Genomic DNA, 15,493 nt, shown 5'->3' with positions numbered 1-15,493 from the left:
AGCCATAATCTGGGAAGAGAATTTCAGCAACTGGAATACTTCACAGAAATTTCTTTAAATAGGTTATGAAAACAGGCCAATCAGAAGGAATTGTGCCATGTCCTCCATCATGCATGTAGTAGCCAAGTTTATTAAAGACAAGGGACATGTCGCCGGCAGCCGGCATACTTGCATTTCCAGGTCCTGTCTCACCAAATAGAGCATACACTGCTTGAGCTTCCTTAGCGCCAATAAATTCGCCTTTGGGGTCCGACCAATAATCCGTACTTCCTGTTTGCAGAAGTAAAGCCCTAGGAGCCATCAGAGCTACCAATGAATGTGCATCAAAAGGCAAACTATCGACTTTGGTAGCGTAGGAGTGATAGGCTGGCGCAAACTGATAGTAATAGCGGGAGGTATCAGTAATATGCTTGATGTTTTCTCCATAATCCCGACGTGTGATTGCCGCACCACCTTCACCGGAGACACTGGCAATTACCAGTTTGAACCGGGTGTCATAGGCACCGGTCCATAAGACAGTCTTTCCCAGTCGGGATACGCCGTGAAGGGCTATTCGGCTGTTATCGATATGATTATCATGTTCAAAGTAATCCATCGCCCGGCTCAGCCCCCAAGACCATGCGGAAATTGCTCCCCATTCATCGTCTTTTGGTGTAGTTTCTTCGGGTTTGAGATACGTACTCCGGATGCCGAATTTCAATCCTTCTTTAAAATCAGGCTCAATATCTCCGTAATAGACTGTGGCGAATCCTATGCCTTCGGAAATGAACTGATTTATGTTTATTTTGGGGAATCTACTCGGTTGATCGGCTTTTATTTTCACACCTTCTCTGGTCCATATATCTCCGATCCTCACTCCGGGATCATCCACTGTCTGCGAATTGGCCACGAAAGAAACATTGAAAAATAAAGGAACTGGCCCAGCAGCGTTTGTAGGTAAGTAAATCAACAGATCCATCTTACTGGTAGAGTCTTTCGTCAAATAGATGGTCACTTGTCTGCGGACTGCTGTTCCCTCCAGCACCTTGGTTTCTTTATCAAAAACATCGAAAGATAAATCGGTGGGAGGAGGAGGCATTTTCCCGAATTGTATTTCCTCGATTGATTTTATCAGTTCAGGTCGGCGTTTTTCCAGCCAGGTCTTTGCGTCTGTTACTTTTTGTCCGTTGTAAAGTGTAAGCACCTCCGGAAGAATATAAGCAGGGATGGCCGCTTCATTATAGTTTATGGGGAATCCGGCCGAGGTCTTGGGGAGGTTTTCTGTTTGCGCAGATGCCATAAAGCCGGTTGTTAGAAAAATAATTGCCAGAAGTTTTGTTTTCATAGTCTATCCAGAGATTTGAATCAATATACTATAAATCAAGGGTTTTAGTGATCTTGGATTTTGAGTCTAGCTAAGCATGCAGAATTAGTCCGACTGATTTGAATTTAACCTGGAAAGGCTAAAAAAGCCACTTGGAGTTCACCCAGCTTGATATATCCAGCTTCATTCATATGGATAGGGTCAGTGTAGTAGAGATCTTTGTTGTAGATGGTATAAGCTCCCTTTTCAAACTGATCCAGGAAGGGGATGCCGTGGAGTTGGCAGATTTTCTTTTGAATAGTTACATAATCGGCCATTCCGTCTTCCGCAAAAGGATCATATGCGCCTCTGTCATTGAACGCTTTGCTAGAAGTGAAAAAATAAATCTGTGCATTCGGATTGATTTCATAGATTTTCTTGATGCAGTAATTAATTCCCCCGGCTTGAGTTACCAATTTACTTTGGTCAAATCCATCAAATTCTGTGTAGTCGGTATAACTTCCTACATCCCGCTTATTGGTGTAGTCATTGGTAGAAGCCCAAAGTATATAAATATCAAAAACCCCAGCTTCGTCCACCTGTTGTTGCAGGGATTTGCCCTGCAGAGAAGAAAAACCTGCTCCTCCAACACCAAAATTGGTAACTGTCATCCCCAATTGCTCTTTCCACATATTTTTGGCTAGGTCACTGGCAGGAATCACGGAGACGGAGCCTCCAAATACAGCAACTGATTTGCCATAATTATAGGATCCTTTCAGTTCTTGCTGCGCAAAGACGTTGGTAGATAGTAATACAATCGCGATAACAAGGTAGTTTTTGAATTGCTTCATCTTAAGTGTGAATTTGTTGTGGGTTATTTTTTGAAAAGGATTGGGCAATGTCTTTGAATCTCCTGCATTTTGGCAGCGTATCTCACACCCAGGGCATGGTATGAATTTGAATCAAAATGAGTACTGTCTCCTTTGTGATCTAAGCCCTCTGCAGTCACCAGTCCTATGCATTTGTCTGTTGTTGCAATTTGCCTGATCACTTCGTTCATGTCTCTGGCGAATTCAGCTTTAGGGTAGAAAAAATAGCCTATTTCCCCGATTACCATAGGAACAGATACAATTCCCAAATCCGCCCTGAGTGAATCCAGCATTGCTTCAAATTTTTGGATGTAAGCGCTAACAGCCCCTTCCGAATTGGAATCGGATTCTCCCTGATGCCAAATTATACCTTTCAATGTGCCGGTTTCCATAGCTTTTTGAGCCCGCAGGATCATGTCCTCGTAAGGATAGGTATTTGTTTGTTGGAAAAGGGAGTCTGCGAACCATTGATCAATTGAGCTTCCACCGACCGCCGTGGGGATAAGCCCTATTTTGATATCAGGATTTTCGTTTGCCATTATTTTTCCAAAGGTGAGCCCCAATCCTGTTCCTGCCACGGTTTTATCAAAGTGCATTGGATCTTTTGCCAACATCCAACTTCCGGATTTGTCCAGCATAAACACTCGGGGGTGGATCAGTGTGTCCAAGGCTTCAACTTTACCTCTTCCAGCCATGTTGGACTGCCCCATGAGTAGGTAAAGGTGAAAGTTTTCTTTTTGGATGATATTACTTTGTACACTGGTATTTAGGTTTTTTTGAGTAGTGCAAGTGAAGCATAGGCCTGCAACTAGTAAGAGCAGAAACGACGGTTTCATAGTTTCATAAGATTTCATTAATTATTTTGATCATCAATGATTGTTCTGTTTTGCAAAAGTTAGCGTTTTAACAATCGGGTTAGTTATCAGAAAATGATATCACTTTTTCAAATTGAATCTCGGGAAGAATTATCTGAATATCTTGGCCTGTTTCTTCTTTTTTCCAAAAAAGCACGAAGTTGACTTTGGCTGATCTGGGTTCAAATCCTTTTGCTTTCTGTTGTTCCAGTATTTGTAAGAATAGCTTTGAGAATTTCAGGATGGATTGACCTTTCAAGTTAAGGCATTCACTTCCTTTCAGAACCAATTTTTCCCCGCAGACTAACTGTGTCACGTAGTATTGCTTATTGATGAAATAATCCAGCCAGATATCTTTAAAAGTCAATTGCATTGTTAGTGTGTCCGGGGATGGATAGTAGGCATTGTCCTCAATCCACTCGATATTTTTTGAGGAAAAAACATCCAGAAAATCAGAATTGAGATGAATCGTCAGGTTTTGTTTGGCCCGGGTCATGGCTACGTATAACAGTCTTTTCTCTGAGTCATTGCCTGCATTAAAGTTTTGGAGCGTCAAAAACACATTGTCAAATTCCTTTCCTTTCACCTTATGGATTGTAGATACTAAAATAGTATCTTGATTATCCTGGAGATAGTCCTCTAACCTTGATTCCCTTAGAAAAATCTCCCAATCAGATCTGTATTTTTTCTTGGGTTGGCTGAGTTCAAATGCCTTGATTAAATTTTGACAGATCTCCAGTTTTTCACTTTTATGATAGCGTTTGATCAATTCCTGTTTTGCAAATTCCCATAGTTCTTCCTGAATAAGGTAGGTGTCGGAATTGGAGAAAAGTTTATCTAGAAAGTACCTCACCTCTCCCAGGTTGTATAAACTGAAATCTTCGTTTGATTGGATCAATTTTGCCTTTATGCCATTTTTCAAAAGCAATCCGGTCAGTTGAAGTGCCTCCTCATTGGTTTTGGTCAGTATGCAGGTGCTGCCTTTCAGTTCAATAGATAGAATTTGTTGGCTCACTGGGATTACTAGATTTGGGCTTTGATAGCGAATTATTCTGATACTTCCATGGCCAGTTTGCTTAGCCATGATTGGATATTGTTTCAGTCGATGACTTATCTTTTGAACCCATTGATTGGTAAACTCGACTAGGTTTGGCTGGCTGCGGTAGTTTTCTACAAGTTCGTATTTAGCAGCATTAGGAGCGTAGATGAATTTTTCAAAATAGGTTGAGCTGGATCCTCTGAACTCATAAATATTTTGGTCATCGTCTCCCACAGCAATGACTCTCATTTCTTCATTTCTACGCATTAGGGCTTTGATGAGCTCGAATTCATCCTGATCCATATCCTGAGCTTCATCGATCACCAAGACGGTTTTGGTGATGCGATTAGTTTCTACTTCCCCTATTTTGATCTTTTCCACTGTCTTTTTTAGAATGTCGCCGGACTTTTCCAGACTGCCAACTTTTCCCAATAGATCAAAACAATAAGAGTGAAAGGTTTTTATTTCTACAAAATTAGCCGCATTACCAATCAGTTCCAGAAGGCGATGCTTAAACTCTGTGGCTGCAGCCCGGGAAAAGGTCACCATAAGCAATTGCTCATGTTTAACATCTTCCATGAGGAGCAATGAGGCGAGTTTGTGTACCAAAATCCTTGTTTTCCCACTGCCGGGTCCTGCTGCAACAGCTATGTATTTGGTTTCGTTATCGTTGATGATTTTTAGCTGGGTCGGTGAAAGTTCACCAAAAAGCTGACGAAATTTTGCAGGAGTCATCCTGAGTCTGAGCTCATCAGATTTGCTGCCCGGGAAATATTTACGAAGAAATGAGCTGTAGTTCAGTTGGAAATAGTCGTCCACAAACCGCAAGGCATCCCGATAATTTCGGATCATCTTTTTAGCATATTCGCCGACTATGTGGATTTGCTGAACCTTGTTTTCATAAAACTGATGAAGCTTTTGATAATCATCTTTTGTAAAGCGTTTTTTATTGTCTCGTTCAAGCCGCTCGATAGTCAAACGGTTATAGACTACCAAAAAACCACCTTCAATTTTGAGGGCTTCTATCTTTGAAAGGTAAAAAAGTGTGTCCTCAATGTCATTCAAGCTAACAGACAGTTTGAAAAGGTTCTGGCTATTTTCATAGGAACGCAGAAGTTCCAAAACAGAAAACTCGATCAAAACCTCTTCCTTCAAGAAGGTTAAATCTACACTGCTGATAGGTTTTTTTTGGAAGAGATACTCCACAATAAACTTGGCCAGAACATGTCTTTTTTGGAGTTTTTCTTTGAGGACTTCCTTAGAGTGAAGACTGATGATTGAGATGTGATTTTTTGAAAAGGCATCTGCCTTGCGATTGATCCAGTTTTTTATCGCCCAAAAATTGAGGATTAGTTTGATCTTTTGGGGACTGACTTCTTCAATACCCGCGGCTTCGATTTGCTCATTTAGCTCTTTGATTTGGAAGGTCTTTTCTTCTTGTTCAAAAATCGGAAGTAAGTGATTTTCAATTTTCCCGAATGTTTCCGCCAGTTGTAGGGAGCGGTTAATATTTTCTCCCTGTTTGATATACGCTGTAAGATCTTTTGCATCCGCTAATATTTTTTCTTCCCGGAGTAGCGTGACGATATTAATTACTTCCTCTTTGACAATGCCCAAGTGGTCACTGATGTAATCTATCCTTGACTCTGCCACCTCGTCATTGGAGTGTTTTCGGCTTTTACTCGAAAATAACTTTTTGATAATCCTGACACCCTGCTCTTTTTGTCTTTCCTGAAATCTTTCGGACCCGTTAATTTTATCGATTGCCTCTTGGGCATTTTTTGCCAAAATGCTGTTGGCAAATACCTTCGGCATGTTTTGTCTCCGTTTCAGATACCCGGCATCCTCCAAGGCGGCAATAGCCGTAGTTATTCTGGTCTCTATTTCTACCACATTGTCATCCCAGCCTGCTTTTCTGGCTATTTCAAGGGCTGAGTTGGAAACAGAATATCGAAATTTAGTTATCTCTTTGATTGCTTTCCATACCTGTTGGATTTCTTTGATGGACAGCTTGGTTTGATTCAAAAGGACAAAATGCTTGCCCAGATCTTCCTCGTTGAACAACACAAAACAACCTGCTACAATATTTTCATCCCTGCCAGCTCTTCCTGCTTCTTGGATGTAGTTTTCGAGTGAGTCGGATATTTCATAATGAATCACCATCCCCACATCTTTCTTGTCTACACCCATTCCGAAGGCGGAAGTAGCAACCATGATTTGGGTTTTTCCATTGACAAATGAATCTTGGTTTTCTGACTTTTCCTGTTTGTCCATTTTTCCATGGTAGGGCTTGGACTCATAGCCGTCAGCCGACAAACGCTCGGCTAGTTTATAAGCCTTTCGGGTTCTGGAAACATAGATGATAGTGGGGCACTTTTTTAGCTCAATTAAGTCCCTGAGTGCCTGATATTTTTCTTCTTCATTTCCTTTCTCAAAAACCTGATATTGGAGGTTGGTTCGCGAAGCATGGGATGTAAAAAGCTGTAGACTGAGATTCAGCTTTCGCTTAAAATACTCGCGGATATCTTCGATGACTTTCTGCTTTGCAGTTGCAGTGAAGCAGGAAACCGGAATCGGATAGCTTAGATTTTTCTTCTCCTGGATATTTTTGATGAAATCACCAATGTAGAGGTAATCCACCCTGAAGTCCTGACCCCATGAGGAAAAACAGTGGGCTTCATCGATTACGAAACGACTGATATTTCTGCCCAAAATCAAGCGCTCAATTGTCTTGGAACGTAGCGACTCCGGAGAAATGTAGAGAATTGAGGCAGATCCGTCTTCCACTCTCTCGAAGGATTTAGACCTTTCTATCGGATCAAGAAGTCCATTGATAGTGACAGCTTCTGTAATTCCCGTCTTTTCCAAGTTGCCTACCTGATCTTTCATGAGTGACTGAAGTGGAGAAATTACGACTGTCAATCCTCTGGATGATTCGCCATAGATCAGGGCAGGAAGCTGGAAAGTAATGGATTTGCCTCCGCCTGTTGGGAAAACTGCTAATATGGACTTATTAGCAACAGCAGCTCGGACGGCTTTTTCCTGCAAGGGTTCTCCACCATAGGATCGAAAAGAGGAAAAGCCAAAAAAGCGTTTCAATCCCCGGTAAATATCCAACGCTTGACTGCAATAGGGACAGCTGTCGTTACAAGGGGAGCTTCGGAGCAAAAACATAATTCGCTCCACATCGGGAAAATTCCTCAACACCCACGGTGGGGTAATGGAAAAGAGATTTTTGCTTTGGCTAAAAGTATTAATGAGAGACAAGCTAAAAGCCAATGGAATGGGGTGATTTGTAATTAGTTCTCCCAGACAAATGCTCTGACAAATGGTGCCCTCAAATCGATGACGGATTAGAGGTTCTACATTTTCATCTTCACAAGTGAAATCTATAAGCTTAAAGAACCCTTGAAATTCTCGTTTGTCTCTGAGTAAGAGAAAAATAATTTGCTGAAGATAGGTGTCAGTAGTTCTAAATGACTCGACTTCGTCAAAAAACAAATCTTTGACTTTGATAGCATCATTCAGCGGATTGTTTGTCTCATCAGTTAAAAGTTTATCATCCTTTAATAAGGCATGATAAGGCTTAGTTGGAAAAAGGAGTGGAGACAGGTATAAGGTGTCAATACAATTCGACTCCGGAATGCCTGCCTGCGCGATGGTCTTACCTAAGTATTTTAAATCATGGGCGAAAATGTTGTGCCCGCATATATATTTATACTCTTTCAGGAAATCTATAAACCGATTAGGAGTGGAATAATGGAAGGATTTCCCATCTCCAGAGGTTCCTCCAATATCAAGAACTTTATAGGTGTTTGGGTCTATTTCTGAATCAAAAAAAACGATAGCCTCCAAGTTGTTGTTAATCATTAATTTAAAAATGGCATTTTTTCAATCTGCTCACAAATAGTATTGGGGGTTATTTGAAAGTTTGCTATAGAAATTTTACAACGTCAATCCGGGACTCACCTATAGTTTAAAGTTGTTTAACACTTTGGGAATAGTTCCTTACAGCACTTCTACTGGAAATTATAACTAAAAAATAGCTGATTTTAATTCTAGAAGTCAACAGATCAAAGGATTTTAAGATATTCTTTGTCCTAAAATGCCCTGGAGAAGTAAAATTGGATACTTTTAATAAATACCGATTTTAAGACCTTAAACCCAATTACCTGTGATTTCACTTTCGAAGCATACGCTCTTTTCATTCGTTCTTTTTACTTTTTTTTCCTGCAGCCCCAAAACGGAAGTCCAAGAAGAAACCCAAAAAGCCCCTGTTAAACCACGCACCATAGTTACGACCGACGGAGAGATTGATGATGTGGATTCTTTTATCCGTATGCTTCTTTATGCCAATGAATTTCAGATCGAAGGCCTGATTTACACATCTTCCATGTGGCATTACAAAGGTGATGGGGAAGGGACGCTTTTTACATCCGAAATGGAAATGACGAAGAATATGTATGGAGCAAAAACGGATCTGAGATGGCCCGGGGTGGAATGGATGGATCCACTTTTAGATGCGTATGGGGAAATTTACCCAAAGCTAAGCCAGCATGCCGAAGGATTTCCTACAGCGGATCATCTTCGAAGCCTGGTAAAAGTGGGAAATATTGATTTCGAAGGGGAAATGGAAGTAGATACAGAAGGATCGGATTTTATCAAAAAAAAGCTGCTCGATGATAATATGGAGCAGCTTTACCTGCAGGTTTGGGGCGGAACCAATACCATTGCCCGCGCTTTGAAGTCGATTGAGGATGAATATCGAGAAAAACCGGAGTGGGAAAGTATATATAAGAAAGTGACGGAAAAGGCCATACTATATGCCATTTTGGATCAGGATGCTACCTATAGAAAATACATTGCCCCAAACTGGCCGGATTTGAAGATTTTCTATAACTCCAGCCAATTCTGGTGCTTTGCCTATGCCTGGAAAAATGCTGTGCCTGAGTCTCAGCATTTTCTTTTTGAAGGAAAATTCATGGGCGAGGAGATCATAAACAATCATGGATCTTTGCTAAGACAATACTATAGCTATGGAGATGGACAAAAGCAGGTAGGGGACGATGAGCATATCCATGGAGATCCTACCAAACTTGAAAACGCGCAGTGGGGAACTTTTGGCGTGTATGATTTTATTTCTGAGGGAGATTCTCCTGCATATTTACATCTCATCGATGTGGGCTTGGATAATCTGATGCATCCTGATTGGGGTGGCTGGGGCGGTCGACTTGCTCAGTCCGCCGTGCAGCCTCACCGCTGGGAAGATGGAGATGATGTTATGGATTTCAATCCTTTTACCGATACCCTAGATGCTACCTATCCCCAGATTCGTTGGGTGGAAGCGATTCAGGAGGACTTTGCCGCACGGGCAGATTGGTGTGTGATGGATTATGCTGAGGCAAATCATCCACCTGTGGTGAAGACAGTCGGAACACAGCAGCCTTCAGTAAAGGCTGGAGCACGTCTAACCCTGGCTGTGGAAACTTTTGATCCGGACGGGGATAAGTTGGAAACTAAATTCTGGATTTACAAGGAGGTGGGGACTTATGCCGGTGAAGCAAAATTATTGGCAGAAGGCAACCAAGTTCAGGTTCAGCTTCCGTCAAATGCAATAGGGCAACTTCACATAATCGCTGAAGTCAATGACAAGAGAGTTCATCCAATGACCAGGTATCAGCGGTTTGTGGTTGAGGTGCTAGCTTCGAAGGATTCAAAAAAGTAACTCTGGCTAGCTACAAAACAGCTTAGAATTAACAATTGGAAAAAAGATGTAACTGTTTTTATTGTATCTGTTTATAAGTTGTCTTTTAAAAGCCATATGGAATCTCGCATGCATTATAATCATCCCGGTGTGTGAGGTTCTGCTTCATGCTCGATTTCATTTTATGCAACCCCATATTCTTTTTGGGCGAAATATTCATAATCAAGAATAAGCTGGTCGATAAATGCAAGGGGTTTTGTTTCGTAGCTGACCTGAAGTAGGGTACTTGTTTTTTCTGCCAACTTTTTGAGCAAGGCAAAATCCTGGGATTTTAGTGCTTCCGCTCTTATCTTTTTGATCTGGGTAATTTGGGAGTCAGTCAAACTGATTACTTGGGGATATTTGGGTTGGTGACCGGCTTCGATTTGGACCAGTAAATCCTCCCTCTTAACCGCTGTCTGTTTTAAAGAGATGACTGTTGTCCCTCCTGCTATGTCACCAAGTCGCTGTCCTTTGCCTCCTAGGAGTATGCTCAATATCGCAATTCCACCAGAACTGATCGTAATATCTATCGGTCGGAGCAACCAACGCATAAGATAGCCACTCACCGAAGCTCTGGTCCCATTGAGCTGTACTACTCTGATCTCCATGGCTAACTTTCCTATGGACTGGCCATTCATGAATATTTCAAACAGTAGGTGATATACCAGAAAGGGTAAAACAAGTATTGTAATCACGGCAATTGAACCCTCTTCTACATCTAAAATTCCAAATGCAGTAATCGAAACTATCACAAGATATATTCCCATTATAAACCCATCGATGATTTGTGCCAATATCCTGTCCCCCAATGTGGCCGTACGCTGTTGGATTTGGATATTTTGAGCTGTTTCGATATAAATCCCTTCCATCATAGCTTGGCTTGGTCTCTTGAAGATTAAAGTTGTCAGGAAAAATACTTATCTCATGTCATATAATGAAATAATTCAATAGTTTTAGGATAGACTATTTAATCTAATGAAAGAATCACTTTTTATTAAGAAAAACCAGGCCAAATGGAGTGGTTTTGAGCAGCATGTTGCCAAGAAAACTACCTTGTCCCCCTCTGATTTGGCAGACCTGTATTTGGAGATATCGGATGATCTCAATTTTGCCAGGACATTTTTCCCGGAAGGCAAGGTCACCTCTTACCTCAATCACTTGGCATCCCAATATCACCGTGAAGTTTATCGTGACAAAAAAATGGGAATCAAAGGAGTGATAGATTTTTATACAAAAGATTTCCCGCTGATGTTTTATAAATACCTTCCCCAGCTTGGTGTTTCTGTGTTAGTGTTTACGCTTTTTGTGCTTATTGGAGCTTATTCAGCCCAAACCGACATTTCCTTTGTACGCTCCATCCTCGGAGACAACTATGTCAACCAAACCCTGGCCAATATAGAATCCGGTGACCCCATGGCTGTGTATAAAAAAATGAACCAAGTAGATATGTTTTTGGGAATCACTGTCAATAACATCAGGGTGGCAATCACAGCTTTCGTAGCCGGTGTTTTTCTTGGTATTGGGACGCTGCTCGTACTTATGTACAATGGGGTGATGCTGGGTTCCTTTCAATATTTTTTCCATGCGCATGGTATTCTCTGGGAATCCGCCCGTAGCATCTGGATTCATGGCACAATTGAGATTTCCGTTATCGTCATTGCAGGATGTGCTGGCTTAGTCCTGGGCAACGGAATACTTTTTCCGGGCACATTCAGTCGCTTGCATTCCTTCCGGCGAGGAATGAAAGATGGGTTGAAAATTTTAATGAGTACTATCCCTTTCTTTGTAATTGCGGGTGTTTTGGAATCCTTTGTCACACGAATTACGCAAATGCCTGACATCCTCAGCCTACTGATCATTTTTGGCTCTCTAAGCCTGATCGTATTTTATTATGTTTATTTACCAGTCAAACTATACAAAAAGACTAACCTATGCAGCAGCCCTACATCGAATTAAGAGAACGGAGGGAACTAGGAACTATCATCTCCGATTCATTCACTATACTTAGAATCAACAAAACCCCACTTTGGAATGTGCTGATAAGGACATCGGGGGTTTTCTTTTTGTTGTCAGTGTTGCTTGCCGGGCTTTATCAATACGCCTATATATCATCCTGGATGACTGTTGACCCATTTAGCTTTTTCTTGGTGATGTTTCTAATGATGCTTTCAGGTATGCTTTTTTATGCTTCGATATCGGCTACGGTTTATACCTTAATGCAAAATTATATAGACACAAAAGGGAATGTACAAGAGGAAGTTGTCATTCAGGAAGCCCGCTCCAAAACCGGCCAGCTCATTTTACTCACGGTCATCAGTGCTTTCATCCTATTTTTTGGGTTTATATTTTTTATTATTCCCGGATTTTATTTTATGGTTCCCATGACTTTGGTTTTTCCTGTTTTTTGTTTTCAAAATCTGGGAAAAACGGACAGTATCCGTGCGGCATTCAAACTGGTTTCGGGCTATTGGTGGGTTACTTTTGGGACTATTTTGGTCATTTATATTGTATTCATGATCATATCCTTCGTATTTCAGATTCCAAGCAGTGTTTATATGGGCGCCAAATCTTTTTTCTCAGCCGCTGGAGGTAATGCAGATATGTCAGGTGATTTTCTTTATTTGGTTTTAGCTACCATAAGTTCAGCTGCAGGCAATCTGATTTCCGTACCTATGACCATTGCCTTTGGTTTGATTTATTTTGATCTGGATGAAGAAAAAAACAGAACCGGAATTAAGGCAAAACTCGAGGAACTTGGCTAGGATTGGACCGATAACCCTTCTGTTATTTTTGTTCCAGTGGCAAACATTGACAGGGCAGGATATTCAACCATCTCTTGACACGTTAAAAGAGGGGTTGGATTCGCTGGATCTTTCCTATCACAAGGCATGGACATTCGAGGAAGGGTATGAAAAAAAATACCTTGCCCGTGAGGAGTTCTCTTATGAGGAAATCCTGCAGGAAAAAAACTGGCTGCAGCGTGTAAAGCTGTGGTTTAACAATACGTGGAACAAGTTTTTGGCAAGTCTCTGGGATGGTGTTGTGTTATCAGGGTTTTGGAAAGGTTTTTTCCAACTGGCACCCTATATTTTGTTATTGGCGCTGTTGGGACTACTCGTCTGGCTCGCTATGAAATACAGTTCAGACAGTAGCCGAGACAGAAAAACCCAACTTTCATCCCCTAGTGCTGACGAAGTCCTGATTAAAAGCGACAATCTAAAAGAACTTGCTGAAGAAGCACTGAGAAGCCAGGATTTCCGACTTGCCTTACGGTATCGTTATCTTATAGTGTTGCAACGACTTAGCGAGCGGAAATTTATTCTGTGGAAATCTTCCAAGACTAACCATGACTATCAAAAGGAGTTGCGGGATACCCCATTTCTTGGGTCTTTCACCGAAGTTACCAGGATCTATAATGTTGTCTGGTATGGACATTTTGATGTGGACTTGACTGCTTACAGAGCGTTTGAAAAAGCCTTTACTAAGCTAGACCAACTGTCATGAGCCAAGGCCAAAAAATCCTGTTGCCCCTGCTCTCTTTGCTGATTTTGGGAGTTCTATTGCTGATCCACTCCAGTCCACCTGCTGTGGATTGGTCGCCCAGCTATGAGCGAAATGACAGCCGTCCCTTAGGTGCAAAAATTTTCTATGATCTGGTCAAGAACCAATCCGGAGATTGGGAAGAAGTGCATACACCGGCATTTGAGTCGCTTCGTGAAGCTCCAGATAAGGCTACTTATGTATTTATAAACAACTACTTCGCGACTGATCCTGATGAATGTGCGCTATTGTTGGATTGGGTAAGGCATGGAGGGCATTTATTCATATCAGCTTCAACTATCTCTGATGTACTTCTGGATAGCCTTGGATTGGATGAAAAAGTCCTTCCTGAGGTTTTGGAAGCAGAGCGGATATTTTCCCTTAGTTTGGAAGGTCCCATGATTTTATCGGAACCTGTGAATTATGATCAATTTCATAATGGAGAATATTTCCAATGGAATGACGGGGCTCCAGTGCTAGTATTGGGGAGTATTCAGGACAAAGGCAGTTTTGACTCATTGGAATCGAAACCAAATTTCATCCAACTCAAGGAGAAAAAAGGGCTCATCACACTTCATGCCTTTCCAGAGGCCTTTTCCAATTATTTTCTTTTGAACCAAACCAATAAAGCGTACACTGAACAGGTTTTGGGTACTTGGGATTTGGATCATCCCGTCCTGCTGGATCACTACGTCAAAACAGGAAAAGTCACCTACTCCTCTCCTTTGTACTTAGTGTTGAACAATCCCTATCTCAAAGCGGCCTATTTTGCCAGCTGGATTTTGCTAGTGTTGTGGGTGATTTTTGAAGGGAAACGGAAGCAAAAAGCCATAAAAGTCATAATCCCTCCACAAAACCAGTCGCTGGAATTTGCCAAGACGATCTCATCGATCTACCTGAACGGTAAGGATATGTCGCAGCTGGGACAGCTACAACTCAAACTATTCTGGTACCAGTGTAGGACAACCTTCAACCTACAAGTAGAAACTAAGGAGGAGATGGCCGTTTCATTGTCAAGTAAAAGCGGAGTTGCGCTGGAAGATACGCAGACCTTGATCCGACAACTGTCCCAGCTGGAAGAGAAGTCTCCGCTGGATGCTGAAGATATCCAGCGGATAGACCAATTAATTGAAGACTTTAAATCAAAACAAGAATATGGAAGAAATCTCCAATCCGCAGGATAGTGGAATGCCCGTTGGCAACCGTCCTCCGGTAGAACGTATAGCGGAGGGAATTGAAAAAGTCCGGCAGGAAATCAAAAAAACCATCGTAGGTCAGGATGAAATGATTGAACTCATAATCGTAGCATTGCTGAGTAAGGGGCATATCCTGCTCGAAGGGGTTCCCGGTATAGCAAAAACCCTTACCAGTAAATTGTTTGCCAAATCCATCCATACCGGGTATAGCCGGATTCAGTTTACTCCAGACCTGATGCCAGCGGATGTTTTGGGAACTTCGGTTTTCACTTCCGGAGCATTTGAATTCAAAAAAGGGCCTATCTTCTCCAATATTATTCTGATAGACGAGATCAACCGTGCGCCTGCCAAAACCCAATCAGCGATGTTTGAGGTGATGGAAGAACGTCAGGTGACAATGGATGGAAACACTTATCCGATGGCTGAGCCATTTATGGTTTTGGCTACACAGAACCCTATTGACTCAGAAGGAACCTATCGCTTGCCTGAGGCACAGTTGGACAGATTTCTATTCAAAATCCTCCTTGAGCTGCCCGGTCTAGAGGAAGAAATCATGATCCTTAAAAACAGGGGAGGCGAAACGGAAAGTGAGCCAACCGTCATTCCGGCGATTTCCGGAGAGGAAGCTATTCAGTTTCAGCAATGGACTTCTATGGTCACAGTAGAAGAAAAGCTGCAACACTACATAGCTACCATGGTAGTCAAAACAAGAAACCATCCCAGCTTGTATGCGGGTGCTTCTCCGCGGGCTTCATTGGCTATTTTCCGGGCATCCCAAGCAATGGCGGCGATGGACGGAAGGCATTTTGTCATTCCTGAGGATATCAAAAGAGCCGCAATCCCAGCGATGCGTCACAGGATCATCCTCAATCCGGAAAAGGAAATGGAAGGCGTTTCTCCTGATTTGATATTGGAGGGACTCATTCAATCCATCGAAATCCCCCGCTGAGTTGTACGTTTTGTTTAG

Annotated in this window: 11 protein-coding genes; 6 read left to right on the top strand and 5 right to left on the bottom strand. The window is 41.9% G+C overall.

Going from position 1 to position 15,493, the window contains the following annotated elements:
• Positions 1–40: 40 nt before the first annotated feature.
• The 4 genes from AS141_RS13995 to AS141_RS13980 all read right to left on the bottom strand — a co-directional run bounded on the left by AS141_RS13995 (position 41) and on the right by AS141_RS13980 (position 7,914).
• Positions 41–1,324, bottom strand: a complete 1,284-nt coding sequence (locus tag AS141_RS13995) for a glucuronyl esterase domain-containing protein (RefSeq protein WP_057938292.1) — start codon at positions 1,322–1,324, stop codon at positions 41–43.
• A 104-nt stretch (positions 1,325–1,428) separates the two neighbouring features.
• Positions 1,429–2,133, bottom strand: coding sequence for an SGNH/GDSL hydrolase family protein (locus AS141_RS13990; RefSeq protein ID WP_057938291.1), 705 nt, complete (start codon positions 2,131–2,133; stop codon positions 1,429–1,431).
• A 23-nt stretch (positions 2,134–2,156) separates the two neighbouring features.
• On the bottom strand, positions 2,157–2,987 hold the full coding sequence (locus AS141_RS13985) for a sialate O-acetylesterase (protein ID WP_157243479.1): 831 nt from the start codon (positions 2,985–2,987) through the stop codon (positions 2,157–2,159).
• 79 nt (positions 2,988–3,066) lie between these two features.
• Positions 3,067–7,914, bottom strand: coding sequence for a RecQ family ATP-dependent DNA helicase (locus tag AS141_RS13980; RefSeq protein WP_198293554.1), 4,848 nt, complete (start codon positions 7,912–7,914; stop codon positions 3,067–3,069).
• A gap of 304 nt (positions 7,915–8,218) precedes the next feature.
• On the opposite strand from AS141_RS13980, the gene AS141_RS13975 reads away from it, so the two are divergent.
• Entirely contained in the window at positions 8,219–9,769 is a 1,551-nt protein-coding gene (locus AS141_RS13975; protein ID WP_082632297.1) for a DUF1593 domain-containing protein, read from the top strand.
• 161 nt (positions 9,770–9,930) lie between these two features.
• Here AS141_RS13975 and AS141_RS13970 read toward each other — a convergent pair whose 3' ends face one another.
• Positions 9,931–10,662 (bottom strand): RDD family protein, encoded by a 732-nt coding sequence (locus AS141_RS13970; protein ID WP_232424921.1) that lies wholly within the window; start codon positions 10,660–10,662, stop codon positions 9,931–9,933.
• A gap of 103 nt (positions 10,663–10,765) precedes the next feature.
• On the opposite strand from AS141_RS13970, the gene AS141_RS13965 reads away from it, so the two are divergent.
• From AS141_RS13965 to AS141_RS13945, 5 genes are read left to right on the top strand one after another with little or no spacing between them, the layout of a single operon-like run.
• Positions 10,766–11,746 (top strand): stage II sporulation protein M, encoded by a 981-nt coding sequence (locus AS141_RS13965; protein WP_057938289.1) that lies wholly within the window; start codon positions 10,766–10,768, stop codon positions 11,744–11,746.
• Entirely contained in the window at positions 11,722–12,552 is an 831-nt protein-coding gene (locus tag AS141_RS13960; protein ID WP_057938288.1) for a hypothetical protein, read from the top strand. Before AS141_RS13965 ends, AS141_RS13960 begins: the two co-directional genes overlap by 25 nt.
• Positions 12,545–13,294, top strand: coding sequence for a DUF4129 domain-containing protein (locus AS141_RS13955; RefSeq protein WP_057938428.1), 750 nt, complete (start codon positions 12,545–12,547; stop codon positions 13,292–13,294). Before AS141_RS13960 ends, AS141_RS13955 begins: the two co-directional genes overlap by 8 nt.
• Positions 13,291–14,514: a DUF4350 domain-containing protein gene (locus tag AS141_RS13950; protein WP_057938287.1), complete on the top strand. Its 1,224-nt coding sequence runs from the start codon at positions 13,291–13,293 to the stop codon at positions 14,512–14,514. Before AS141_RS13955 ends, AS141_RS13950 begins: the two co-directional genes overlap by 4 nt.
• Positions 14,486–15,475, top strand: a complete 990-nt coding sequence (locus AS141_RS13945) for an AAA family ATPase (RefSeq protein WP_057938286.1) — start codon at positions 14,486–14,488, stop codon at positions 15,473–15,475. Before AS141_RS13950 ends, AS141_RS13945 begins: the two co-directional genes overlap by 29 nt.
• The last annotated feature ends 18 nt before the right edge of the window (positions 15,476–15,493 follow it).

The organism is Algoriphagus resistens (genome assembly GCF_001442615.1).
In the GTDB taxonomy this organism is placed as follows: domain Bacteria; phylum Bacteroidota; class Bacteroidia; order Cytophagales; family Cyclobacteriaceae; genus Algoriphagus; species Algoriphagus resistens.
The sequence above is the reverse complement of the archived record's forward strand: the minus strand, read 5'-3'. Positions and strand labels throughout refer to the sequence as shown.